The following is a 24884-nucleotide window of genomic DNA, read 5'->3' as shown; positions in this document are numbered from 1 at the left end:
TTCAACCTATGGGACTGAGCGCAACGCAGCTCTACACGCGCGGCGTCGAACACGGCAACGCGGGTCGCAACGCGGCAGCCCGCCGTGACCTGCGCCTCGCGCAGGCGCGCACCGTCGACCCCGACCTGCGCGCCAGGATCGCGGGAACTCTCGCCTACATTGCTTCGCGCACCGGCGATCCAGCAACCGCTGAGGCGTTGTGTCGCGAAGCAATGGACGACACCGGTGTGGGTGGTGAGACGCGGGCTATTCTCTTTGGTCAACTCGGCGTGCTCGCGTTGATGCGCGGCGAGAACAGTGAGGCGCGCGAGCTGCTCACCCAGGCGCTGGATGGCGTCGTCAACGTCACTCTCGAAGATCGTGCCCGCGCCGGACGCATGCACATCAACCGCAGCGTGGCGGCGATGCTCGGGGGCGACCTCACAATGGCCCGACACGATCTGAACCACGCGGCCGCGATCTTCGCTGACCTCGGCGAGCCGGTCGAGCGGGCGAAAGCGCTGCACAACCTCGGCTACGTCGAACTTCTCGCAGGAGACCTCATCGCCGCGCTTGCGCATATGGAGGCTGCTCGACCGACCTTTGAGCAGGAGTCGCCGGCGGCGGCGGCGCAATCGGATCTCGATCGTGCCGAGGTGCTGCGTGATGCCGGACTCACGACCGAAGCAGAGCAGCTACTGGCGAGAGTTGCTCGAGTGTTCGGTGCCCACCGCATGCGTCAAGCTCGCGCAGAAGCAGAACTCGGCTTGGCCAGATCGCGGCTCTTGCACGACCCGCGAGATGCGATGCGCCTGGCTCGCGCCGCGGCGAGGCGCTTTCATTCACTGGGAAGCCACACGTGGGCCCTGCGTGCCGAAGCCACCGAGGTGCGCGCTGCGCTCGCAGATGACGTCTATGGCGCCACCGGCGAGCGCCGAGTCGTTTCTCACCGCGCTACCGCGATGGCGCGCGTTCCTGCTCTTGTGGGAGGGCTGCAACGAGCGGGGCTTAACTCTGCGGCAACGGCGGTGAAACTCGCCGCACAACTGCGCTCTGACGACGGCGCCGTCGTGCCACCGGGCGCGCGGCGCGCGATCCGCGTGCCGCGAGACTCGTCGCTGGCAACCGTTCTGCTGGCCGAACAGGCGCGCGCTCGTCGCGCGGAAAGCGATGGCGATGCGGCTGCGGTGCGTCGCTACTGCGCCCGCGGCCTCGACGAACTCGTGCGCCGTCAAGCGGCTTTCGGAAGCCTCGACCTGCGCACGTCTGCGGCCGTGCATGCCACGCCATTGATGGTGGCGGGCTTGCGCGCTGCGGTGGCTTCGAGACGAGCGGACGTTCTGTTCGACTGGTCTGAACGTGCACGCCACCTCAATCAGAGCGTTGTGCCGCTGCGTCCACCGCCCGATGCCGCACTCGCCGCAGACCTGGCAGAACTCCGTCAGATTCGGCAGGATGCACTCGGCGACAGCTGGCTTGCCGACCCCCGGGCCGAGGTGCTGCGCGACCGCGTGCGCGAACGTCAATGGCGTGACACCCGCGGCATTGAGATCGAACAGCGCGCGACGCTGAGCGCCGTGCGGGCTGGACTCGATGGTGACACCGCGTTGCTGTCATATGTGTGGAGCGGCGACGATGTGCTCTGTGTCGTGGTCACTGCGACACGCACGCGCGTCATCGATGTGGCGAGTTGGCCGACGGTGAGCGCGCTGATGGCCGGTTTGCGAGCCGATCTCGACGTTTCAGCGTCGATGGTCTCCGGACCGATGGCGCGCATTGTTCGCAGGTCTCTAGACGAGCGTCTTGCCGCACTGTCCAAGGCGCTGCTTGACGTGCCCGCAGCGTGGGCTCGCGCGCGTCGCCTTGTGATCACGGCGCCCGGCGTGCTCAATGGCATTCCCTGGGGGATGCTTCCCGGAATGCGCGGGCGCGTGTTCACTCTTGCGACCTCAGCCACCAGCTGGGTGACCCGTCGCGGCGGCGCCGTTCGCTCGGGGGTCGGTTTCGTCGCGGGACCCCGAGTGCCGCGAGCGCGCGAAGAGGTGAATAGATCGGCTGCTTTCCGTCCCGCCGCGCATCTCGTCACGGGCGAAGCGGCAACCGTAGACGCGGTGACTGAGCTTGCAGGTCGATCGGGCACGCTTCACGTGGCCGCCCACGGTCGGCACGCGGTCGACAACCCCATGTTCTCGGGCCTCGAGCTCGCCAATGGCACCTTGTTCGGCTACGACATCGACCTCATTCCCCGGGTGCCCGACGTTGTGGTGCTCTCAGCCTGCGAGGTTGGCCGCTCGTCGGTGCGCTGGGGGGAAGAGGCGATCGGGATGACACGAATCTGGCTGCACGCGGGAGCCCGATGTGTGATCGCCGCACCGGTCATGGTCGCCGACGACGAGGCGTGTGAGCTGCTCGGCGCTATGCACGAGCAGCTCGCCGCAGGCTCGCAGCCCTCGGACGCGCTCGCCGCAGCATCCGAACAGACAGGAATCATCGCGCCGTTTCAAGTGCATGGCGCTGGATTTTGAGAAACTTCAAAAAAGCTTCGCCCGCGATGTATCACCGCGCTTCTGTCGTGCTCTTGATCATCGGAACGGGTGGCCACCAAACGGGCTGGGGGTTGTGACCAACGCGAAGACGTTTTCGGGCACGCATGGGGGCGTGGTCTTCGCACCCGAACCACGGGGGATGTCGCAGAGACCCAGGTTGGCGACATCCCCCGCTACGCGCGCGACGACTGAGCCGTGCGTCCGCGCACGATGCCGATGAAGGCGTTGATGGCGGGGTTGTCGGAGTCAGCGAGCCACGCGACGCCCACGGGCGAGGCAGGCCCGTCGCTCAGCACACGGTAGGCGGTGTCTTTGCGGCGATTCGCCCGTGCGATCGACATCGGAACGATGACGATGCCGACACCGGCGGCCACGGTTTGGATCGCCTCTTCGATGTCGGCAGGTGCTGCGAAACGCGGCGCCACCGCACCAGGAACGTCGAGGTCGAGCACATCGTCATCGGGCACGATGAGCACCTCGCCGCTCAAATCCTCGAGCGACAGTTGTTCCGCTGCCGTCAGGTGAGAGTCGATAGATGCGATGACGACCGGGTCTTCTTCGTAGAGCTCGATGACATGAAGCCGGTCTTTGCTGATCGGCAGGCGCACGATCGCCGCGTCTACCTCGCCGCTGGCCAGCGCCTGATACTGATCTGCTACGGAAAGGTGCACGAGATGAAGCGGGGTTCGAGGCATGCGGGAGTTCCACACGTCAATCCATTTTCCGGGCGTAGCGCCGGGAATGACTCCGAGCGTGAAGCGCGGCGGCAGATCCACCACGGGGGGCGCAATCTCGATGGCAGTTTTGGGTTTGCTCGGGCGAGGTGATTTCGGCGATCCTGCGCGACTAGTGGGCTTGCCTTGCCGCCGGGGTGCGGCATCGCGCCCGCTCTTGCGCGGGCGTCCGCGCGACCCGCCGCCCTTAACCATGACGCCAAGCGTAGCCGTGGCGCTAGGGTTCGAAGATGCTCGCCATCATTGCTACCGTCTTCGCCGCGCTCGCCGCGCTGCTTCACGTCTACATCTTTGTGATGGAGAGTGTGCAGTGGACGCAGCCGCGGGTGTGGAAGATCTTCGGAATTCGTTCTCAGGATGCCGCGGAGATCACCAAGCCGATGGCCTACAACCAGGGTTTTTACAATCTGTTCCTGGCGATCGGCGTGATTCTAGGCCTCGCGCTGTTCTGGGCGGGCGGTCCAGATACCACGGCCGATGTCGCAGGCCGCACGCTCGTGCTGTTCAGCCTGGGGTCGATGGCCGCGGCGGCAATGGTTTTGATCACCACGGGAGCGAAGTACCTGCGCCCGGCGCTCATTCAGGGAACTTTTCCGCTCGTCGGTTTCGTCGTGTTCCTCTTCGCCTAGAACACGCACGCGCCCCATTGACCGGAGCCGATTGCACGCGCATCAGTTTCGGCTCGTGCGAAGAGCTCAGCATGCAGATCGTTCGGTCGCACGACGAGGGAACGCGCATCACCGGCCGCCATCAACTCATAGTTGACGAAATCGCCTGACTCGTTCCACAGGTACATAAGGGCGCGGTCGTAGCGGTCGTACCATTCCTGGTCGGGCGCCACCCAGACGATAGAGCCCTCGGGCAGCAGCGCGCTGAGGTGATCGGTCGCCTCTTGTGACCAGCACTCCGGTTCGGGTCGCAGCTCGGGGGTGTCGATCCCAATCAGCCGCACCGAGACGCGTTCAGAAGTGGGCATTACGTCGTTGGCGTGAGTTGCCCGTGCCTTGACGGTGTCACCGTCGATGACGTATTCCACGGTCATGGCGAAGGCGTCGTCGGGACGCTCTGGGACGCCGCCCGCCGAGGTTTCGGCTCTTGAGTCGTCGTTCGAATCGGCGGTACCCAGGTTGTCGATCACGGGTGGCAACGCGAAGAAAGCCAGCGTCAAGACGATGCCGACGCCCACGGCAGCCACGCCCCATCGCGCTTGTCGCCCGGAACGATTGGTCACTGCGACAGGCTAGCGGCAACCCCCGACCGTCTGTTGCTAGGCGGCGAGGCGGAGTCCCCGCTGGTCGGTGGCGACACGCTCGCCATCGCTGATGGTCTCATCGTCGCCAATCAGCGATCCAATCGCCACGCGTGCACCCGTTCCCACTTGAGTGCGCACGCCGATTTTGGCGCCCGCACCGATCGCGGCACCTGAGCCGATATGAGCGTGCGGCTCAATGCGTGCTTCTGGTCCGATCACAGCATCTGTCTCAACCCACACGCCGCGACCCACATGGGCTCCCGCGGCGATCTGAACTCCGGGTTCGACATACGCTCCAGCTTCAACCACGGCGCTCGGGTGCACTTTCGCCCCGTGCGCGATCAGCCCTCGACCGTTGACGTGCTTGCGGTAGCGCAGTGTTTCGCCAAGATCGTTCTCGATGTCGATGTAGTTCTTACCCACGAGCCCCTCCTACGGCAATTTGCCGACTATCGACACCAACGACTCGGTGGGATCATTCATTCCCATACCCAGATGTTTGTGTCTCAGGAGTGATTCGTAGCCTGAAGCGAAGCGGATTGCTTCGCGTTCAGTTCACATATTCGTCAGCCTGCGACAGGGCACGGTCGATGATGCCGAGACCGCGCACCAGGTCGTCTTCGTCGATCACCAGCGGCGGCGCAACGTGCACTCGGTTGAAATGCACGAACGGCCACAGCCCGTCTCTCTTGCAGGCCGCTGCGACGGCTGACACGGGTGCGGCGTCGGCGCCTGCGGCGTTGAACGGAACGAGCGGTTCGCGGGTCTCACGGTCTTTGACCAGCTCGATAGCCCAAAACATGCCGATCCCGCGCACATCACCCACCGAAGGGTGACGCGATGCGATTTCATGCAGGCGCGGCGCGATCACGCGTGAGCCGAGATCGCGCACACGCTCGAGAATTCCGTCGCGATCGAACACTTCGAATGTCGCCAGGCCCGCTGCGCATGCCAGCGGATGACCCGAGTAGGTCAGACCGCCCGGGAACATCACGGTATCGAAGTGCGCGGCAATTCGCTCTGAGATCACGACGCCGCCGAGAGGCACATAACCGGAGTTGATTCCCTTTGCGAAGGTGATCAGATCGGGAACGACGTCGAACTCTTGGAACGCAAACCACTGACCGATGCGCCCGAACCCGACCATGACTTCGTCGGCAATGTACATGATGCCGTAGCGGTCGCATAGCTCGCGCACACCGTTGAGATAGCCGGGCGGCGGGATGAGCACGCCGTTGGTTCCGACGACCGTTTCGATGATGATCGCCGCGATTGTCGACGCACCCTCCAACACAATGGTCTGCTCAAGGTGTTCCAGGGCCCGTTGCGCCTCTTCTTCGGGTGAGGATGAGTGAAACGGTGAGCGGTAGGTGTACGGACCGAAGAACTTGGCCACCGACCCGTCACCGGGCTCGTTCGCCCACCGCCGGGGGTCGCCAGTGAGCGAAATCGCCGTCGAGGTGTTGCCGTGATAGCTGCGGTACATCGACAGCACCTTGCGCTTGCCTGTCACCAGTCGAGCCATGCGCACGGCATTCTCGTTCGCGTCTGCGCCGCCATTCGTGAAGAACACCTTCTCGAAGCCGTCTGGAGCGACCTCTGTGACGCGCCGAGCCAGCTCGCCACGAACATCATTGGCCATGGCAGGTGCGATCGTCGCGAGGCGACCGGCCTGCTCTTGTATGGCGGCGACCAGGTCAGGATGCTGATGGCCCAGGTTCAGATTGACCAGCTGCGAGCCGAAGTCAAGAAACGAGTTGCCCTGGTAGTCCCAGAATGTCGCTCCGCTTCCCCCGGCAACGGGCATGGGATCAATAAGCGCCTGTGCGCTCCACGAGTGGAACACATGTGCGCGATCATCAGCGCGTACCCGCGCTTCAGTGTCGAGATCGATCGAAACGTCAGTCATCGGTGTGTCCTTTCGGGTGCGCAGCGCTGAGGCTCAGTGGTTGCTCGGGAAGCCCAGGTTGACCTGGGTGGGGGTGTGGTCGGGCCAACGCGTCGTGACAGCCTTCGACCGGGTGTAGAAGTGGATCGACTCGGGGCCGTAGATGTGCGAGTCGCCGAACAGCGAGTTCTTCCACCCGCCGAACGAATACGCACCGACGGGCACCGGGATCGGAACATTGATGCCGACCATTCCGACCTCGATGTCGACCTCGAACTGGCGGGCGGTGCCGCCGTCGCGGGTGAACATCGCAACACCGTTCGCGAACTGGTTCGCGTTGATCAGCTCGACAGCCTCGGCATAGCTTTCGACGCGGACCACCGACAGCACCGGGCCGAAGATCTCATCGTCGTAGACGTTCATACCGGGCTTGACGTGGTCGATGAGGCTCACTCCGGTGAAGAAGCCGTCGCCGTCGAACTCCTGCTGAGTGCCGTCGACGACCACGGTCGCGCCCTCGCCCGCAGCGCCCGTCACGTACGACTCGACCTTGTCGCGGTGTTCGCGCGTGATGAGAGGTCCCATCTCAGACGCCGAATCGGTGCCATCGCCGATGATGAGCGACTTCATGCGGGAGGCGACCTTCTCGACGAGTGCGTCTGCGACGTCGTTGCCGACCGTGACAAGCACCGAGACAGCCATGCAGCGCTCGCCGGCCGAGCCGTAGGCGGCAGAAACCGCCGCGTCGGCAGCGCCGTCGAGATCAGCATCCGGCATAACGACCATGTGGTTCTTAGCACCGCCGAGTGCCTGCACGCGCTTACCCTGCTCACTGGAGCGCTGGTAGATGGAACGCGCAATCGGCGTGGAGCCGACGAAGCTCACGGCGCGCACATCGGGCGAGTCGATGATCGTGTCAACGGCAACCTTGTCGCCGTGCACGACGTTCAGAACTCCCGCGGGCAGTCCTGCTTCTTCGAACAGCTTCGCGAGGAAGATCGATGCGCTCGGGTCTTTCTCGCTGGGCTTGAGTACGACCGTATTGCCGCACGCGATTGCCGAGGCTGTCATCCACAACGGCACCATGACCGGAAAGTTGAACGGTGTGATGGCGCCGACGACGCCGACGGGCTGCTTGGTCGAATGAATATCGACTCCGCGGGCCACTTGCTCGCTGCGCTCGCCTTTGAGCAGGTGCACAAGCCCCGCGGCGAACTCCACGTTCTCGAGGCCGCGGCTGATCTCGCCCTTTGCGTCTGAAAGCACCTTGCCGTGCTCACTGGTGAGAATCGCGGCCAGTTCATCTTGGCGCTCAATCAACAGCGAACGCAGCCGGAAGAACACGTCTGCGCGTTTGATCAGACCGGTGGCGCGCCAGCCCGGAAGTGCGGCCTTTGCCGCGGCGATCGCTTCAGTGACCTCGTCGACGCTGGCGAATGCCACCTCGTGCTGGACGGCTCCGGTGGCGGGGTTGTAGACATTGCCGGTGCGCTCGGCCGCGCCCGTTGCCTGACCGTTGATGTGGTGCTGGATGAGGCTCATGAGATCTCCTTGCGCTGGTCGGACAAATCGACCGGGCATCATCTATGGTGGATTTGTCCCAGTTTGTCAGAGGAATAGAGGCGGCAAGAGTGGCCGAACGTCGCGAAGATCACTCCATTCGCACGGATCGTCCGACAGGTCGCTCCGCAAGTGAGACTCTTCCCACCGTGCGCGACGTGCTCGCTCTTGACGTGCTCGCACAGGGCGTGCCCGAGGTTCTCGTCGGCGATAGCGCCCTCGAGAAGCGGGTTCGCTGGGTCTACGCCTCTGACAGCGGTGACGTGGCACGATTGCTCAACGGCGGTGAACTGCTGTTGTCAACAGGATCATCGTGGCCGACCGATCCCGCCGACATGCGTCGGTTCATCGATGCGCTCGCCGACGCTGAAATCGCCGGGCTCGTGCTCGAGCTTGGCGCCCACTATCGCTACACGCCCGCCGTGGTGGCGCAGGCCGCCGAGGCACGCGGCCTGGCGCTCATCGTTCTTCACCGTGAAGTGAAGTTCGTGGCGGTCACCGAAAGCGTCCACAGCGTGATCATCACCGGGCAGCACGACGCGCTCCGAGCGCGAGACGAGGTGCGAGAGCGGTTTACTTCGCTCGTGCTGCGCGGCTCACCGGCCGACTTCATTGTGAAGCAACTGGCGCAGACGCTGAGCGCGCCGATCGTGCTCGAGAACCTCGCGCACGAGGTCGTTGCGGCAGAAGTGCCGCCCGCGATGGAGGAAGAGCTCTTCGTCGAGTGGGAGCTTCAGTCGAGGGCGGCGCAACGTCGCGCCGAGCATCGGTCGCAGCGCGGCGCTGCCCCGACGCTCGACGATTGGCTGGTGGTGCCGATCGAGGCGCGTGGAATTCGCTGGGGGAGCCTCATCGCACTTCCTGGGCCCGAGCATGCCGCTGGTCGATCCGCAGTCTTAGAGCAGGGTGCCATCGCTCTCGCGGTTGGCCGTCTGGCAGACGGTGACTCTGATGAGTGGGGGCGCATCGGACGGCGCCGACTCATCGATGGGTTGCTCACTGGAAGGTTCGCAGGCGCGAGAGGCGCAGCCGCGAGGCTTGAGGCCGCCGGACTGCCGGTGCACTCCGCGTCGGTGCATGGGGTCGTTTTCTCGGGAGCGCCAGTCACTCCTGAGAGGGTGGATGCTGCAGCCCGCGCGGTGGGCGGCAAGGTGCTCATGGGCTCGGCCCCCGAGGGTGCGGCTGGTCCCGCTGCGCTCATGCTGCTTTCTCTGCCTTTAGGCGCTGTGTTCGATGATGAGACCGCCCGCACCTTCGCGAGGGAAGCGGCAGACTCGCCGGCTGACGCTGAAAGACTCGTTGTCTCGATCGGGCGCGCAGCGGCAGGCCTTGATGATGCGCTGTCGTCGCTGCACGACGCGGTCGATCTGTCGCGGGGTCGTCGTCGGCGCGCGCTGAAAGGGCTGCAACTTCGCCGCGCGGACGACCGACCGCTCGTGCATCTGGTCACGTCGCTCCGCGACGACCGGCGCGTGCTCGAACACGGTGAGCGCATGTTGGCACCGTTGATCGACTACGACCTCGCGCGCGGCGGTGATCTGCTCGATGTTCTCGAAGCTATGCTCGCGCACCCGGGTAACCGCACGGCCGCGGCATCCGCCTCTCATCTATCCCGTTCGGTCTTCTACCAGCGCATCGCGCTCATCGAAGAACTCCTCGGTCTCGACCTCGATGACGGCGAGACGCAGACCGCACTGCACCTGGCGTTGCTGATTCGACGAAGCGCTGGGCGCTGAGACGGCGTCTAGCTGGCGAAATAGATCTTGCGCAGGGGTTCGCGAACAGTCCACACTGTCTTCATCCCCGCTGTCAGCCTGACCACCGACCCCGGCGCCAGCTCGATCGCCGGCAGCTCGGGATCGACAACCTCTAGCGTTGCTGCTCCGGCAATCACCACGAAGGTTTCGTCGACTTCCACGTCGCTCATCGCGCCGATCGACATCTCCCACACGCCGATCTCGAGCGCGTCCGATTCATCGATCGTGGCATAGCCGGTCGTGGGCATGCCGGCAACGACCTGCTCGAGCGGCACTGCTTCGTGGGTGAGCAACAGCGTCGCGGCATCGGCCAAAAGGCCAGCGGTCACTGAGCTCATGAGTCGAATCCCAGGCCCAGCGAGTCAAGCGTCTTCAGCAACAGGTTGCGCTTGCCGTTGTTGTGGTCGGCGCGGTTGAGTGACCAGCGAGTCGCGTTGATGCCGATAGCGGCAGCAGGCTCTGGCGGGAACGGCAACGGGCGCTTGCGCACCATTTCAAGCTCGGTGCGTTCAGTCTTCTCGCCCGAGAGCAGATCGAGCATGACATCGCCCGCGAACCTCGTTGCGGTGACTCCCAATCCGGTGAAACCGGCGGCGTACGCCACACGACCGCGACGAGCGGTGCCGAAGAAGGCGCAGAACTGTGTGGACGTATCGATCGCGCCCGCCCACTTGTGAGTGAACTTCACCTCTTCGAGCTGGGGGAAGGTCGTGTAGAAGTGGCTAGCGAGCGACTGCCAGGTTTCGGGTCGGTTCTCATACTGCGAGCGCACCTTGCGGCCGTAGTGGTAGACCGCGTCGTAGCCGCCGAACAAGATCCGATTGTCTTTGCTCATGCGGTAGTAATGGAACTGGTTCGCAAGGTCACCGATTCCCTGGCGGTCATTCCATCCGATCGCCTGCAGCTGCTCACTCGACAGAGGTTCCGTCATGAGTACGTAGTCGTACACCGGCACCGTCATCAGTCGAGCGCGCTTGAGCAGTGCAGGAAAGACGTTGGTGGCAAGCGCCACCTGCGATGCCACGATGCGGCCGCCAGCGGTCACCACGGCGATCGAGTCCGCGGCGTCGTCGAGCGACCTGACGGGCGACGACTCGTAGATGACGACGCCTGCTTCTTCTGCAGCGCGCGCGAGTCCGCTGGCCAGTTTTCCGGGGTGCACGAGCGCGGTCGTGCGGGTCTCCCACACCGCGCCCAGATACGTCGGTGATGCGACAGACGCCTGCACTCGCGTTTCGTCGAGCCGTACGAGAGACTCGTCGCCGCGCGAGCGCGCGTCTTGTTCCCATTCGTCGAGCCACTCGAGCTGGTGCGGCTCGGTCGCCACCGACAGCGCACCGACACGTTCCCAATCGGCATCAATGCCGTGCGAGGCGATGTCTTCGCCCATTCCGTCGAGGTTTGCAAGCCCCATTTCATCGAGCTGATCGATCTCGTCAGGCCAACGAGTCACTCCGTTCTCGCGACCGTGCGTGAGACTAGCTTCGCAAAAACCGCCGTTGCGGCCAGAAGCTGCCCAGCCGGCAGTGCGCGCTTCGACGACCACCACACGCTTTGACGGGTCGCGACGCTTGGCGAGCAGCGCAGTCCACAGCCCGGTGTAGCCGGCGCCGACGATCGCGAGGTCGGCGTGAACGACCCCCGATAGTGACGGGCGGGCGGGGGTGGCAGGCAGATCATCGAGCCAGAACACGCTGTGCTGCGTGTCTGCAAGGCCACGCTGGATTGCCGCGGCCGGTGGCCGACGTCGTTCGAAGACAGTCGTTCCCACGGGTATCACCCTTTCAGGGGTTTCGTTCATTCAATCTTCGTGTCATGGCGGTGTGCCCGCCACATCTTGGTGTCGCGAGTCCGGCCGCGCTCGTACGAGTTGTCCGAGCAGTCGCCATGGCGAAGGCGGCTATGCGTCGGAGGCCGCGTACACGCGCTCACCTTCGACAAAGGTCTGCAGCACTCTGGTGTGCCCGATCTCGTCGCTGGGCGCATCGAAGGGATCGCGATCGAGCACGGCGAGGTCTGCGTACTTGCCGACTTCGATGGTGCCGGCGTCAGCATCGAGATGGTTCACCCAGGCCGATCCGGCGGTGTACGCAGTGAGCGACGTTGCCAAGTCGATGGCTTGTTCTGGAAGGAACGGCTCGTAGTCGCCTTCTTCATAGCCGGGACCAGCCAGGCGGTTGACGGCCGTGTGGATGGCGGCAAGGGGATCCGGCGATGAAACGGACCAGTCGCTGCCCGCTGCCAGCACGGCGCCTGAGCGCAGCAGATCGCCGAACGGATACTGCCAGGCGCTGCGGGTGGCGCCGAGGAACGGCAGGGTGAGATCCACCATCTGCGGTTCAAGCGTTGCCCACAGCGACTGCATGTTGGCGGCCACATCGAGGCGCCGAAAGCGTGGGATGTCTTCGGGATGCACGACCTGTATGTGTGCGATGTGGTGTCGGTTGTGGCCGCGGCCGTTGCGGTTTATCGAGTGTTCGACAGCATCCAAGCATTCGCGCACGGCGCGGTCTCCGATGGCGTGAAAGTGAACTTGAAAGCCGGCGGCATCGAGCAACGGCACCGCTTCGTTGAGGATCTCGGGCGCTACAAACGAAATCCCGGAGTTGTCGGTGAAGTGGCCGTGGCCGTCGCAGTAAGGCTCGATCATGGCGGCGGTGAAGTTCTCGGCGACCCCGTCTTGCATCACCTTGATGCTGGTCGCCGCGAAGCGGCCGGCGCGAAAGCGTTCGCGTCGCTCGATGAGAGACGGAATCTGCTCGAGGCCTTTGGTCCGGTCCCACCAGAGCGCGCCGATCACCCGGGCAGTCAGAGTGCCGTCGGCGGCAGCTTTCATATACGCCGGCGCTGGATCACCGGCGTCACCATAGCTGCCTACGATCGCATCTTGCCACGCAGTGATGCCGTACGAATGCAGGTATCGCTGACCGACGAGAAGCGCTTCAGTGAGGCGATCAAGTGGCTCTTCGGGCAACAGGCGATTCACCAGACCCATGGCGCCTTCGTGGAGTGTGCCGGTGGGGGTGCCATCGGGGGCGCGCTCGATTCGCCCGTCCGAAGGATCCGGCGTATCGCGATCGATGCCTGCAAGTCGCAGCGCTGCCGAGTTCACCCAGGCGCCGTGACCATCGCGGTTCGGCAGAAACGCGGGACGATCGGCGACTGCAGAGTCGAGAGCGGTGGCCGTCGGCGTGCCACCCGCAAAGGCCGACATCTGCCACCCTCCGCCCAGAACCCACTCGTCGTCGGGGTTCGCCGCCGCGAAGCGAGAGATCGCGTCGAGGTAATCGGGGGCAGTGCTGTAGCCGGCCAGATCGCAACGCAGCATGTCGAGGCCACCCCACACCGGATGCACGTGCGCATCTTGAAAGCCCGGTGTCAGCATGCGCCCAGAGAGGTCGACTACCTCGGTCTTCGTGCCGATCAGTTCTCGCACTTCGTCGCCGCCGACGGCGATGATCCGCCCTCCTGAAACGGCAACCGAGTGTGCGCGTGAGCGAACGGCGTCAGCCGTGAACACAGCACCACCGGTGAAGACAAGCTCTGCGGAGGGCATGGGGATCCTTCTGATGGAACGAATGCGGACAGACGCTGGAGTGGATGCTGCGCCACGGCGAAGCATCCACTCCCAGAATCAGCCGCCGGTCATGGTGCGGGCGATCTCGGTAGCCGAATCGCCTGCGCGCTTGAGCACGAGCGCGACGAGCGCGAGTGCCACGAGGGTGAGCAGCAACATGATCGTCGATACCGCAGCGATCTCAGGGCGAAGGCCCGATCTCACCGCGCTCAGTACATACACCGGCCACGGCGTTGAGCCTGAGACCTGCACGAACGCCGCCACGATGGTGTTGTCGAGGCTCAGCGTGAACGCCAGCAGGAAGCCGGCGAGCACCGCGGGCATCGCCAGCGCGAGGGTGACTTTGCGGAAGGTCGTGAACGGCTTGGCGTACAAGTCGCTCGAGGCCTCTTCGAGGTTGGCGTCTTGGCCGATCAACCGTGCGCGCACGATGTACGAGACCACCGCCGTCGCGAACAGCGAAGACCCGACCGACAGGCGCACCAGGCCGTTGTTGAACATTCCGATGCCCATGTCTTGGCCAAGCCAGACGAACCACGGCAGCAGGGCAACGGCATCGACGATTTCGGGGGTGACCGAGACCATGAGCAGCAAGCCAAGGAACCACCAGGTCCATTTGCCCGGGTGGCGAGCCATCGCGATGCCGGCAAGCGTGCCGAGCGCGGTCGCGATCACAGCGGCGAACAGTGCGGTCTGCAACGAGACGACGACGGCACTCTGAATCGCTGGCTTCACCAGGATCGTGGCGAAGGCGTCGAAGCCGAAGCCGTCCCACGATACGAGCAGGCGCCCGGTGTTGAACGAGTAGATGACGATCACAATGATCGGCGCGAACAAGAAGAGCATCACGAGCACGCCCCACACGTTGAACGCGATGTCTGACCAGGTTCTCTTCAACTTGCGCTCACGAGGGGCGCCGGGAGCCTGCTGCGCGCGCAGCATGGTCTCAGTAACTGTCTGGGTCACGTCAGCACCTCCGTGCGCTCGGCAGGGGCAGCATCCGTCTTCTCGTCATCAACCGGGCCGAGCACCAACCGCGTGCGGTGGCGGTACGGCAGCGTGACCAGCCAGATGAGAGCGGCGCCCGCGGCGATCGTCAGTGTGATGACGAGCATCAACAGCACAGCCATGGCTGAGCCGAGCGCCCAGTTCTGCGCGGTTTGGAACTGACTCGCGACGAGCTGTCCGATCATGTTGCCTTTGGCCCCACCCAGCACCGTCGCCGTGATGTAGTCGCCCATCAGCGGGATGAACACCAGCAGCACGCCCGCGATGATTCCGGGCTGGGCGAGTGGAAGTGTGACGCGCGCGAACGTGCTCACCTTGCCCGCACCGAGATCTTTCGACGCCTCTCGCAGCGCCGGTCCGACGCGGTCGAAAGCGACGAACAGCGGCAGAATCATCAATGGCAGGTAGTTGTAGACCACACCGATGACCACCGCCGTTCGGGTATAGAGCAGATCAAGCGGGCCGTCGAGCAACCCCGCCGCCTGGAGGCCCGAAGACATCCAGCCTTCCGGTGACAGGATGATCTGCCAACCGATCGTGCGGACGAGAAAGTTCGTCCAGAACGGCACCAGCACCAGTGCGATGAGCAATCCACGCCGTGACGGCTTCACTTTGAACGCCATCCAGTACGCCACCGGCGCACCGATCAGAAAGCACAGCACTGTTCCGACGACGCCCACCCACAGGGTGTTGATGAACGTCGCCAAGAACGTCGGAGTCAGCGCTTCGACATAGCGATCGAACGACAGGATGTCATTCGCGTGGGTGCCGAAGATGCCTGGTTTGTAGCCGAAACTGAACCAGATGACCATCCCCACGGGGGCCACGAAGAAGACGAGGAACCACGCCCACGCAGGAACCGCGAGCGCGGCACCGGAGGTTTTACGCACCAGCGGCGGCCTTCATTTCGTTCCAGATCTCCACACGAACCGTCTGCGAGTCGTTGAGCACCTGTTCCTTCATGGTGGCGAGCTGCTCGTCGCTGAAGAAGATGAAGTCGGTCAGCTCGATGCCGCCGTCGATCGCTTCTTGTTCCATGTCTTTTCCGCCGACGTTGTAGCCGATGTAGTCAAGGTTCAAGAAGAGGTTCTCGGGGGTCATCGAGTCGTTGATGAACGCGTGGGCAGCCTCGGGGTTCGGCGCACCTTCGGCGATCGCCCAGTTGTCCATCCACAGCTCGGTGATCGGGCCAGGAAGAACCCACTGCCAGCGGTCGGGTTCGCTTGATTCCATCAGGCCCAGTCGAGCGTCGCCGTTCCACGCCTGCATGAGCGCTTGAGTGCCCTGCGGGATCGCGTTGGTGCCCGGGTACGAATCGAACGCCGAGATGTGGGGTGCGATGGTGTTCACGAGGTACTCGCGGCACGCCTCGAGCTGTTCGGGATCTTCGGTGTTCCAGTCAGTGTCGTTCGCCCAGAAATAGGCGCCAACGACACCGGCCGGGTCATCAGACATCGCTGTCTTTCCGCTGGCCTCGTTCTGCGCAGCGTCGAAGAAGTCGCCCCATGTCGTCAGCTCGCGGGTGATGATGTTCTTGTCGTAGACGAAGCCCGTGGTTCCCCAGGCCTTGCAGATCGAGTAGTCGTTGTTCGGATCCCACGCGCGGCCGAGGTAGGCCGGGTCCATGTTGGAGATGTTGGGCAGCAGGTCTTTGTTGAACTTCGTCAGCAGACCGTTCTCGATCATCTGTGGAATGAACACGCCCGTGGGCACGACGATGTCGTAGCCAGACGTACCCTTCGCGGCGATCAGCTTGGCGATGAGCTCTTCGTTCGACGAGTATGAGTCGAGCGTGACTGTTGGGCCCAGGTTGGCAGTGAACGACGCGATCACGTCAGGGGAGTCGTAGTCGCCCCAGGTGTACACCGACAGGCTCGATTCGAGTTCGCCGCCGGTCGCCTGGGTCGATGGGGTGCTGTCGCCGCTCGGGGAGCAGGCGGCGAGCACTGCTGCGCCGCCGGTGATCGCCGCAACGCTGAGAAAGCGTCGGCGCGAGATCTCGCGCGCGATCGTGGGCACGGCTTCTTGCGGGGCAAGAATGCGGAGCGGGTTGCTGGATTCGGTCATCAGAGACTCCTGGTTCGGGTTTGGCGCCGGTGGCTGGTGTGGCGACGGATCAGGCTGTAGGTGGAGCGACGTAGCCGCCCTCGGCGGCGGAGTCATCGGCGGGGAAGAGCAGAACGTGGCGGGCTTCCCAGGTGCAAAGAACCGAGTCGCCGATGCGAAGAGAGGGAGCGTCGGGTGTGGGACGGCGCACGACCAGGCTCTGGTCATCACCGAGGCTCACCAGGAACTGCATCGTGTCACCGAGGTGCGAGACGCCGAGAAGCTTGCCGCGCGCGGTGTTCGCATCGTCGGTGCTGCCAGCGGTGATGCCGTCCTTCTCGATCTTGATGAACTCGGGTCGCACAGCGGCCTCGCCCTGCGAAGCATCTGCCAACGACGCTGTCGCGCCGCGCACCAGCGCGTGAGCAGAGGTCACAGCAGCACCAGATTCGGTCACGCTGCCGCGAAAGAAGTTCTGCTGCCCGACGAAGGCGGCGACGTAGGCGGAGGCGGGGTGCGCATACACGGTGTCTGAGTCTGCGAGCTGCTCGATGCGGCCCGCGCGCATGATGGCGATGCGGTCACTCATCGACAGCGCTTCGCCCTGATCGTGCGTGACGAAGACAAACGTGATGCCGAGGCGCGCCTGGAGCAGCTTCAGCTCCATCTGCATCTCTTCACGCAACTGACGGTCGAGTGCGCCGAGCGGCTCATCGAGCAGCAGCACGGCGGGGCGGTTCACGAGCGCGCGAGCGAGCGCGATGCGCTGCTGCTGGCCACCCGAGAGCTGAGTGGGGCGGCGGTCGCCGAACGTGCGCATCTGCACCATGTCGAGAGCCGCGGTCACGCGCTCGCGCACATCGGACTTGGAGGTGCGTCGCTGGTGCAGCCCATAGGCGACGTTCTCGGCCACCGAGAGATGCGGGAACAGCGCGTAGGCCTGAAACACCGTGTTGACATCGCGGCGGTACGGCGGCGCGTTGAGCACCGAGGCTCCTGAGATGAGGATGTCGCCGGCATTGGGCGTTTCGAAGCCGGCGATCATGCGCAGGGTGGTCGTCTTGCCGCAACCCGAGGGGCCGAGGAAAGAGATGAACTCGCCAGGCTCAATGGTCAACGAGAGGTTGTCGACGGCGGTCTGATCGCCGTACCGCTTCGTGATGCCCTCAAGGCGGACGCCGCCGCGGCCGTCAGCCGCGCCAGAGTTTGTCGTTGCGGTCGAGTCCGCATCGGTCACCGTTGTCACCTGGTGGAGTCCTTCGGGTCGAGGGCTGCGCAACGCTGCGAAGCCGGTGTGATGTTTTGAGAATTACATATCGCCGAGCACGGGCGTGCAACGCACAGCGACGCGAACCGGACGATTAGGGACGAGAGGCGACGATGCCAAACACTATGTCCGGAGTTATGTAACAGGCAGAAAAACGCGGGTTTCGTAAGGGTAGCGGTCGGTGCGCATCACGGCAATGTCCGCTGGTGCTTACAGAACGTCCGTATCGATAACGATTTGGGTCAGCGCCCTCGCACGCTGCTGTCTCTCTCGGGCTGACAGCGCGGACACCAGAACACCAGGCGTTCGCTCGTCGCGGCGGCGCCCAAGGCGCCGCGCCGAAGGGTCTGGCCGCAGCGTCGGCACGGCTTTCCTTCGCGCCGGTAGACCCACGTGGTCTGACCGGGGCGGTTGTCTCCGGTGAAGGTGCGGTCTCGACGATCACGGTTCGCTCGGATCATGCGCGCGCCCAGATCTATGATCGCGGCGACGTCGGTCAACTGCGCTGGCGTCTCAGGATGCACACCGCGCACGAAGAGAATCTCGTTCACGTACTCGTTTCCGAAGCCAGCGATGTTTCGCTGATCTTGCAACGCCACGTGGATGCTGCGTGTGTCGGCCCCCAACCGAGTTGCCGCATCTGTCGGGTCCCAATCTGCGCTCAGCGGATCAGATCCGAGATAGTCGACGAGAGTGTGCTCGTCGCGTGCAGGAACGAGAGAGATATCGGCGAGGTCGAATCCGACACTCTCCCACCTCGTCGCATCGCTTGCGGTGACTCCGATCACCGCGCGAGCGGTGTAGCCAGGCTTTCGCCAGCGATCACCGCGCCCATAGACGTGCCACTGGCCCTCCATCTTCAGATGCGAATGCAAGGTGAAGTCGCCGATGCGATGCAGGATGTGTTTGCCACGAGCGGCAACCCCATGCACAACCTCACCGCGCAGATCGGCGGTCGCGGCTTGCGGCACGCGAAGCTCGAAGCGGGTTACCGTGCCGCCGGCGAGCGCGTCGTTGAGGCGCCGCGCGGTTCGAAAGACGGTATCGCCCTCAGGCACGAACGCTCGCCTTTCGCAGCGTCAGCCCCTTGGGAGATTCGACGAATCCGGCCGCCCGAAGCGCGCGTCCGACCGGCGTCGTGTAGACGAAGACGCCGTTCACCTGCTCGATGGTGAGGGTGTCGAGCCGGTGCCGCTTGCTGGTTTCGGCAAGGCCGGCGGCGGCCGCGGCCAGCCTCGCGTCGTCATCGACGAATGCCAGCGCTGACTTGCCGCCGCGTTCGAGATAGAGCGTCAGTTCGCCATCGACGAGCACGACCAGTGCCCCCGCTTTGCGACCGGGACGGTGTGCGACGCCTTCGAGCGCGGGCCACCCCAGGGCCGCGCCGTAGGGGTTGGCAGGGTCGGTTGCCGCGAGCGTCACCGCCCGCAGGGGCGGGGTATCGGGCACCGAGGCGAACTCGCGGAGTCGGTCGACCGTGGCGGACGCAGCGAACTGCGCGGCGCCGAGCTTCTCCACCACGTAGCCACGGCGGCAATGGCCGGCATCTTCGAACCCTGCGAGCACGCGATAGGTCTGCGCGAACCCGCCGGGAACGCCCTCGGCCTGCACCGAGCCGCGGGTCACGACTCCGTAGCGGTCGAGCAACAGGCTCGCGGCAGCGGTAGCGCGAAGAGTGGGATCGATTTCGGCAGGCGGCAGCAGCGACCAACGACCGCCGACCGAGGGTGAACGCGCGGGAACTGACGAGGCAACGGTGCGTGCTGCGGCCCCTCGATACATGCGAGCTCGCGGAGCCTTGCGCGCCACGCGGTGCGCCTGCGAGCCGCCGCTGACGAGCGTGCGCACGGGCGCAAAGGTGTCGTTGGTGACTCGGCCCGACCAGGTGAGACGCCAAAGGGCCTCAACGAGGGATTTTTCGTTCTCGGCGCCGGTGAGCGCGCGAAGCTGCGCGGCGAAGTAGGCCCCGCCACCGTCGAGCGTTGCGAGCAGCTGGGCGTCGAGGCTTCCGGGCGCTACCTCGTCTTCGGCGATCGGCAATGACAGGCTGACGGTGTCTGCCGGGTGCAACGCGATCCATCCGTCACGCCCGGCGAGGCTGCCGTGTCCCGACCAGACGATCTCGCCGGTTGAGCTGAGTTCGTCGAGCATGCTCGGACTGTAATCAGACACGCGTGCGGGCAGGATCAGCGACTCCCACGCGCTCGCCGGGATGGGCACACCTGCAAGCTGATCGATGACGGTCGCGACGCCGTCGATGCCCTCGAGCGGGCGAGCAACGTGTTGCCACACCGGCAGAAAGCGCGCGAACGCGTCTTGGGGCACCGGTTCGACGCTGCCGCGAATCGCCGCGAGTGAGCGCATGCGCAGCCGGCGCAGCACTTCGGTATCGCACCACTCCAGGTCTTCACCGCGGGCGCCGGTGCCTTCCGGCAAGAAGTAGCCGCTGGTGACCCGGCCTTGCGAATCGAGTCGTTGCAGCGTCAGCCGCGCAACGGCGATGCCGATGCCGAAGCGCTGAGCGACAGCATCTGAGGTGAAAGGGGCGTGAGTGCGAGAAAAGCGCGCAACGAGGTCGCCCAATGGGTCGGCGAGGGGCTCAAGGAAGGCGTTCGGGATGCCGACCGGCAGCGCGACTCCCACGGCATCGCGCAGCCGGCCGGCGTCTTCGATCGCGGCTACCCGGCGCACCCCCGCGATCGTCACTTCGATAGCGCGGCGAGCCTCTACGAGCGCGGCTAGATGCGACGCCGCCGCAGCAGCGTCTGCGGCGATCGTCGGGTCGTCGGCGGCTTGCAGTCGTGCCGCGACCTCGGCAGCGTCGAGCGGGCCGAGCACGCGCAACAGATCGGCAACCCCCTCGACCCCCTTAGCGCGGCGGTCGGCGTCGAGCCGCTGCGCTTCGCACTCGAACTGTGCGATGACCTCAGGATCGAGCAGCTCGCGCATCTCGATCTTGCCGAGAAGTTCGCTGAGCAACGCGGGATCGACGGCCAGTGCTGCTGCCCGGCGCTCGGCGAGAGGCGAGTCGCCCTCGTACATGAATGCGCCGACGTAGCCGAACAGCAGATCGCGCGCGAACGGCGACGGTTGCGCGGGAGCGGTCTCGACCAGGCGGATGCGGCGATCGGCGATCGAGCGGGAGACCCGCAGCAGAGCGGGCACGTCGTAAACGTCTTGCAGCACCTCGCGCAGCGTCTCGAGGATGATCGGGAAGGTCGGGTGACGGCGGGCGACTTCGAGCAATTGCGCCGATCGCTGGCGCTGCTGCCACAGCGGGCTGCGCTTGCCGGGGTTCAAACGGGGCATGAGCAGTGCGCGTGCTGCGCACTCACGAAAGCGCGAGGCGAACAGCGCTGAGCCGCCCACCTCTTCGGTGACGATCTGGTCGAGCTCATCCGCGTCGAAGATGAAGAGATCTGCGCCCGGCGGCTCGGCCGCAGCATCCGGAATTCTGGCAATGATGCCGTCGTCACTGGCTACCGCCGAGCCTTCGACGCCAAGGCGCTCACGAATGCGGGCATTCACGGCCAACGCCCACGGCGCATGCACCTTCATGCCGTAAGGGGAATGCAGGATCACACGCCAGTCGCCGACCTCGTCTCTGCCTCGTTCGACCGTGAGTTGGCGATCGGTGGGCAGCGTGCCGGTAGCCTCGCGCTGCTCGGTGAGATACGCGAGCAGATTGTCGCGGGCGTAGTCGTCGAGACCCGCAGCGCGCAGTCGCTGTTCTGCCTGCTCGGGCTGCGCCGCCGACAGTTCGCGCGAGAACTTTCCGAGGGCTTCGCCCAGTTCTGCGGGTCGGCCGAGACCATCACCATGCCAGAAGGGCACTTTGCCGGGCTGGCCGAAAGCCGGTGTGACGTTGACCCGGTCGTGGGTGATCTCGACGATGCGCCAGCTTGTGGTTCCGAGGGTGAAGACGTCATTGACGCGCGACTCGTAGACCATCTCTTCGTCGAGTTCTCCGACCCGAGCGTTCTGCGATTCGCCCGCGATGAAGACGCCGAACAAGCCGCGGTCTGGGATCGTGCCGCCGCTGGTGACGGCGATTCGCTGCGAGCCCGGCCGACCGGTCAGAGTGCCCGCGTCGCGATCCCAGATGAGACGGGGGCGAAGCTCTGCGAACTCATCGGAGGGAAAGCGGCCCGCGAGCAAATCGAGGGTCGCTTCATATGCTGATCGAGGCAGCGAGCGAAACGGTGCGCTGCGCTTGAGGGTTTCAAACCAACGCTCGACGTCGATTGCACCGAGCGCTGAGGCAGCAACGGTCTGCTGAGCGAGAATATCGAGCGGGTTCTGTGGCACCTTGATCGCCTCGATCTGGCCAGCCAACATGCGCTCGGTGACGATCGCGGTGTGAAGAACATCGCCGCGGTGCTTGGGAAACAGTGCGGCGCGGCTCACTTCACCCACTTGGTGGCCGGCGCGACCGATGCGCTGCAGCCCTGATGCGGCGCTTGGCGGTGCCTCGACCTGAATCACAAGGTCGACGGCGCCCATATCGATTCCGAGCTCGAGGCTGCTGGTGGCAACCACACAACGCAGCGTGCCTGATTTCAGTTCGTCTTCAACCTGCGCGCGCTGCTCCTTCGACACCGAACCATGGTGGGCTTTTGCGAGCACCGGATCGGCACCGCTGGTGGCTCCTGCCTGCGCCATCATCGCCGCGGGTGGCGCTTTCAGCTGCGCAGGTTCAGCACCGAGCCGCTCGGAGTAGATCTCATTGAGTCGTCCGGTGAGTCGCTCTGCCAACCGTCGGGAGTTGCAGAAGACGATGGTCGATCGGTGCTGCACGATGCGATCGACGATCGCCTCTTCGACGTGGGGCCACACCGAGCCGGTGATCTCGGTCGAGCTGTCGCTGTGGGGTCCGCGAGAACCGTCGGCGAACCAGTCTTCATCGATCGCAGGTTCTTCGTCAGGCGTTGCTGGCGTTGGAGGCGTCGCTGTTGGCGCGCTCGCATAGGCGCTCGGTGCTGCGGGCGGGTTCATCATGTCGTCGATCGGCACGACCACGTGCATATCGAACGCTTTGGTCGCGCGGGGCGCGACGATCTCGACGGGGAGTGCGCCACCCAAGAACCGGGCAACCTCGTCGATCGGCCGCACCGTGGCCGACAGACCGATTCGCTGTGCGGGCTTCGAGGTGGGCTCGAGCGTGGCGCGCAGGTCATCGAGCCGTTCGAGGCTCACCGCGAGGTGCGCGCCGCGCTTGGTGGCGGCAACGGCATGCACCTCATCGATGATCACCGTGTGAACGTCGCGAAGTGTTTCACCAGCCTGGCTGGTGAGCATGAGGTACAACGACTCGGGGGTGGTGATGAGAATGTCGGGCGGCGCCGACACGAGTTTGCGGCGGTCGCTCGAGGTGGTGTCTCCCGACCGCACGCCCACGGTCACCTCGGGCAGGGCGACTCCGAGTCTGCGTGCAGACTGCGCGATGCCGATCAGCGGAGAGCGCAGGTTGCGTTCGACATCGACGCCCAGGGCTTTCAGCGGCGAAATATAGAGGATGCGCGTGGTCGAGGCCGGGGTGCCACGCTTGCGCTTCGACGCCGCCGCGGCCGCGGGTTCAGGCAGCTTCTTCTCTCGGAACACCCGGTCGATCGCCCAGAGAAAGGCCGAGAGGGTTTTTCCCGACCCAGTCGGGGCCACGACAAGCGCGTGTTTTCCTGCTGAGATCGCGTCCCACGCGCCCAGCTGCGCGTTCGTGGCGCCCTCGAAGGCGCCACGAAACCAGTCCTGCGTGGCAGGACCGAATCGCTCAAGCACATCGGCCACCACTCCATCTTGGTGCGTACCGGCGACACTGGCGCTTTCAATGGTCGGCTATTGACACGGCGCGGACGCGCACCCACTACTTCACGCACAGCCCCACTGGCACCAAGCCATTCGGAGCGGGCTAGCTGTTGCGCTCTGCGAGACGCTCGCGCTGCTTGTCGATGAAGACGCGCAGATCGGCCAGTTCTGCCTCCGACACGCTGTGTGCCATGTCTTGATAAACGCGGCCACTCAGCTCGACTCGCTCGGGCAGCCACTGGGTCGTGTGCAAGACGAGTGCAGCAGGAATCACCTCGTCATGAGAGCCGCGTCCCCAGAACACCGGCGGCTTGAGCTCTGCGAGCTCTTCGTCTTTGGGGAGCGCACCGGGCGTCACATAGCCACTGAGATTGACGACGTAGTCGATGCGTTCGGGAGCGAGTCGCAGCGATTGCAGCGACACCGCGGCGCCCTGCGAAAAGCCCAGCAGTCCAATGGATGCTGCGCCTTGCGCGTGCTCATCGAGCCACGCCAGCACGGCTTCGGCTGCGGCGGTGATGCCGGCAGCATCCCGAGTATCGAGTCCTTCAATCGGGTACCACGAACGCCCGGGAGCTGGCCACGGCGGTGTCAGTGGTGCAGCGAGTGCCGCGACGACAAGATCTTGCGGAAAGTACGTGCGCAGCGCGAACAGGTCATGCTCATCGGAACCGTACCCGTGCAGCACCACAAGAAGATCATGGCCCTTCAGGTCGTTGCGCTCGGCAGACCAAAGCACGGCCTCGGCATCAAGAATCAGTGACTCAGGCATCTTCTTATCCTGCCATCGTGCACCGCCCAGCCCGATGCGGTCAGATGCGAACCGGCAGGGTCATCAGAATGCCGATGCCGACGATGGCTACGACGATCGCCATGCCCAGGAAGGCTCGACCGATCCAGGTCTTCACATCGCGTTGCGACATCGCGGTGAGGAACAGCACGAGGGCGAACAGCACGGTAAGCAGTGAATAATTGTCGCCGCGCTGATTGTTCTCTAGCGCCTCGGTGAACTTCTGGTCTGCTCTGGCTGAGAGATCCGCTGCTTCGAGTGCGGCTGGCAACACATACGCGTCGGTGGCGAATGGCCCGTTCTCTGCCATGCCGTCGGCTTGCCAGGCATCGAAGGCGACCGCGAACTCAGGCGCGAACCGCTCTTCGATGTAGTCGGCCAGCTGATCGTTGCCGTCAGCGACCGCAACGACCCACTGGCTGTAGATGGTGAGGTCGAACTGGCGCTGGTCACGCGCTTCGCCCTCAGCAGCCACCGACTGGATTCGCGCAGAAGATGCCTCGCTGAATGCGATGGACATCTCGCCGCCCCACTTCGAAGATTCGAAACCACACCACGCGGTGAGAACAGCTGTTATGGAGAGCACGAAGACGGCAACGACATCTTGAATAATGCTGATGCGGCTCTGGTGCTGGTCGGTTTCGGTCATGGCGAGGCCTTTCTGCGCTGAGATGAGAA

At 64.6% G+C, this 24884-nt stretch carries 19 protein-coding genes; 3 read left to right on the top strand and 16 right to left on the bottom strand.

What is annotated here, in order from left to right; all coding sequences use genetic code 11:
• Positions 1–8: 8 nt before the first annotated feature.
• Positions 9–2504: a CHAT domain-containing protein gene (locus SJY18_RS07335; protein ID WP_396667078.1), complete on the top strand. Its 2496-nt coding sequence runs from the start codon at positions 9–11 to the stop codon at positions 2502–2504.
• 194 nt (positions 2505–2698) lie between these two features.
• Here the strand turns inward: SJY18_RS07335 and SJY18_RS07330 are convergent, their stop codons facing one another.
• Positions 2699–3304 (bottom strand): LysR family substrate-binding domain-containing protein, encoded by a 606-nt coding sequence (locus SJY18_RS07330; protein ID WP_396667077.1) that lies wholly within the window; start codon positions 3302–3304, stop codon positions 2699–2701.
• A 185-nt stretch (positions 3305–3489) separates the two neighbouring features.
• Between SJY18_RS07330 and SJY18_RS07325 the strand changes: the two genes are divergently transcribed.
• Positions 3490–3888 carry a DUF1304 domain-containing protein gene (locus SJY18_RS07325; protein ID WP_337338951.1) on the top strand — a complete coding sequence of 133 codons (399 nt, stop codon included), beginning with the start codon at positions 3490–3492 and terminating at the stop codon, positions 3886–3888.
• On the opposite strand, the gene SJY18_RS07320 is transcribed toward SJY18_RS07325, so the two are convergent.
• The 4 genes from SJY18_RS07320 to SJY18_RS07305 all read right to left on the bottom strand — a co-directional run bounded on the left by SJY18_RS07320 (position 3885) and on the right by SJY18_RS07305 (position 7941).
• Entirely contained in the window at positions 3885–4490 is a 606-nt protein-coding gene (locus tag SJY18_RS07320; RefSeq protein WP_396667076.1) for a thermonuclease family protein, read from the bottom strand. The two genes, SJY18_RS07325 and SJY18_RS07320, sit on opposite strands and share 4 nt — an antisense overlap.
• Before the next feature lie 36 nt (positions 4491–4526).
• On the bottom strand, positions 4527–4934 hold the full coding sequence (locus SJY18_RS07315; RefSeq protein WP_337338953.1) for a transferase: 408 nt from the start codon (positions 4932–4934) through the stop codon (positions 4527–4529).
• A 127-nt stretch (positions 4935–5061) separates the two neighbouring features.
• Positions 5062–6420: an aspartate aminotransferase family protein gene (locus tag SJY18_RS07310; protein ID WP_396667075.1), complete on the bottom strand. Its 1359-nt coding sequence runs from the start codon at positions 6418–6420 to the stop codon at positions 5062–5064.
• A gap of 33 nt (positions 6421–6453) precedes the next feature.
• The gene (locus SJY18_RS07305) at positions 6454–7941 is read right to left on the bottom strand and encodes a CoA-acylating methylmalonate-semialdehyde dehydrogenase (protein ID WP_396667074.1); all 1488 of its coding nucleotides are present in this window, start codon (positions 7939–7941) and stop codon (positions 6454–6456) included.
• An 89-nt stretch (positions 7942–8030) separates the two neighbouring features.
• Here SJY18_RS07305 and SJY18_RS07300 point away from each other — a divergent pair, with 89 nt between their 5' ends.
• Positions 8031–9695 (top strand): PucR family transcriptional regulator, encoded by a 1665-nt coding sequence (locus tag SJY18_RS07300; RefSeq protein WP_337338956.1) that lies wholly within the window; start codon positions 8031–8033, stop codon positions 9693–9695.
• Positions 9696–9703: 8 nt separating this feature from the next.
• On the opposite strand, the gene SJY18_RS07295 is transcribed toward SJY18_RS07300, so the two are convergent.
• From SJY18_RS07295 to SJY18_RS07245, 11 genes are all read right to left on the bottom strand, one after another.
• Positions 9704–10054, bottom strand: coding sequence for a cupin domain-containing protein (locus tag SJY18_RS07295; protein WP_396667073.1), 351 nt, complete (start codon positions 10052–10054; stop codon positions 9704–9706).
• Positions 10051–11487 (bottom strand): NAD(P)/FAD-dependent oxidoreductase, encoded by a 1437-nt coding sequence (locus SJY18_RS07290; protein WP_396667072.1) that lies wholly within the window; start codon positions 11485–11487, stop codon positions 10051–10053. The genes SJY18_RS07295 and SJY18_RS07290 overlap by 4 nt, the downstream gene beginning before the upstream one ends.
• 129 nt (positions 11488–11616) lie before the next feature.
• The gene (locus SJY18_RS07285) at positions 11617–13272 is read right to left on the bottom strand and encodes an amidohydrolase (protein ID WP_396667071.1); all 1656 of its coding nucleotides are present in this window, start codon (positions 13270–13272) and stop codon (positions 11617–11619) included.
• A gap of 78 nt (positions 13273–13350) precedes the next feature.
• Complete coding sequence (locus tag SJY18_RS07280) at positions 13351–14259, bottom strand: ABC transporter permease (protein WP_337338960.1); 909 nt, start codon at positions 14257–14259, stop codon at positions 13351–13353.
• Positions 14256–15194, bottom strand: coding sequence for an ABC transporter permease (locus SJY18_RS07275; RefSeq protein ID WP_396668892.1), 939 nt, complete (start codon positions 15192–15194; stop codon positions 14256–14258). Before SJY18_RS07275 ends, SJY18_RS07280 begins: the two co-directional genes overlap by 4 nt.
• Entirely contained in the window at positions 15184–16368 is a 1185-nt protein-coding gene (locus SJY18_RS07270; protein WP_337338961.1) for an extracellular solute-binding protein, read from the bottom strand. Before SJY18_RS07270 ends, SJY18_RS07275 begins: the two co-directional genes overlap by 11 nt.
• A gap of 49 nt (positions 16369–16417) precedes the next feature.
• The gene (locus SJY18_RS07265; protein WP_396667070.1) at positions 16418–17584 is read right to left on the bottom strand and encodes an ABC transporter ATP-binding protein; all 1167 of its coding nucleotides are present in this window, start codon (positions 17582–17584) and stop codon (positions 16418–16420) included.
• A gap of 272 nt (positions 17585–17856) precedes the next feature.
• Entirely contained in the window at positions 17857–18672 is an 816-nt protein-coding gene (locus tag SJY18_RS07260) for a DNA-formamidopyrimidine glycosylase family protein (RefSeq protein WP_396667069.1), read from the bottom strand.
• On the bottom strand, positions 18665–23398 hold the full coding sequence (locus SJY18_RS07255) for an ATP-dependent helicase (protein WP_396667068.1): 4734 nt from the start codon (positions 23396–23398) through the stop codon (positions 18665–18667). Before SJY18_RS07255 ends, SJY18_RS07260 begins: the two co-directional genes overlap by 8 nt.
• 121 nt (positions 23399–23519) lie before the next feature.
• Positions 23520–24188: an alpha/beta hydrolase gene (locus tag SJY18_RS07250; protein ID WP_396667067.1), complete on the bottom strand. Its 669-nt coding sequence runs from the start codon at positions 24186–24188 to the stop codon at positions 23520–23522.
• 40 nt (positions 24189–24228) lie between these two features.
• A complete protein-coding gene (locus SJY18_RS07245) occupies positions 24229–24855 on the bottom strand; it encodes a hypothetical protein (protein ID WP_396667066.1) in 627 nt (208 codons plus the stop codon).
• Positions 24856–24884: the final 29 nt, after the last annotated feature.

This window comes from Microbacterium sp. R86528, from assembly GCF_044596335.1.
Taxonomy (GTDB): Bacteria; Actinomycetota; Actinomycetes; order Actinomycetales; family Microbacteriaceae; genus Microbacterium; species Microbacterium marmarense.
This window is presented reverse-complemented; position numbering and strand designations above follow the sequence as displayed.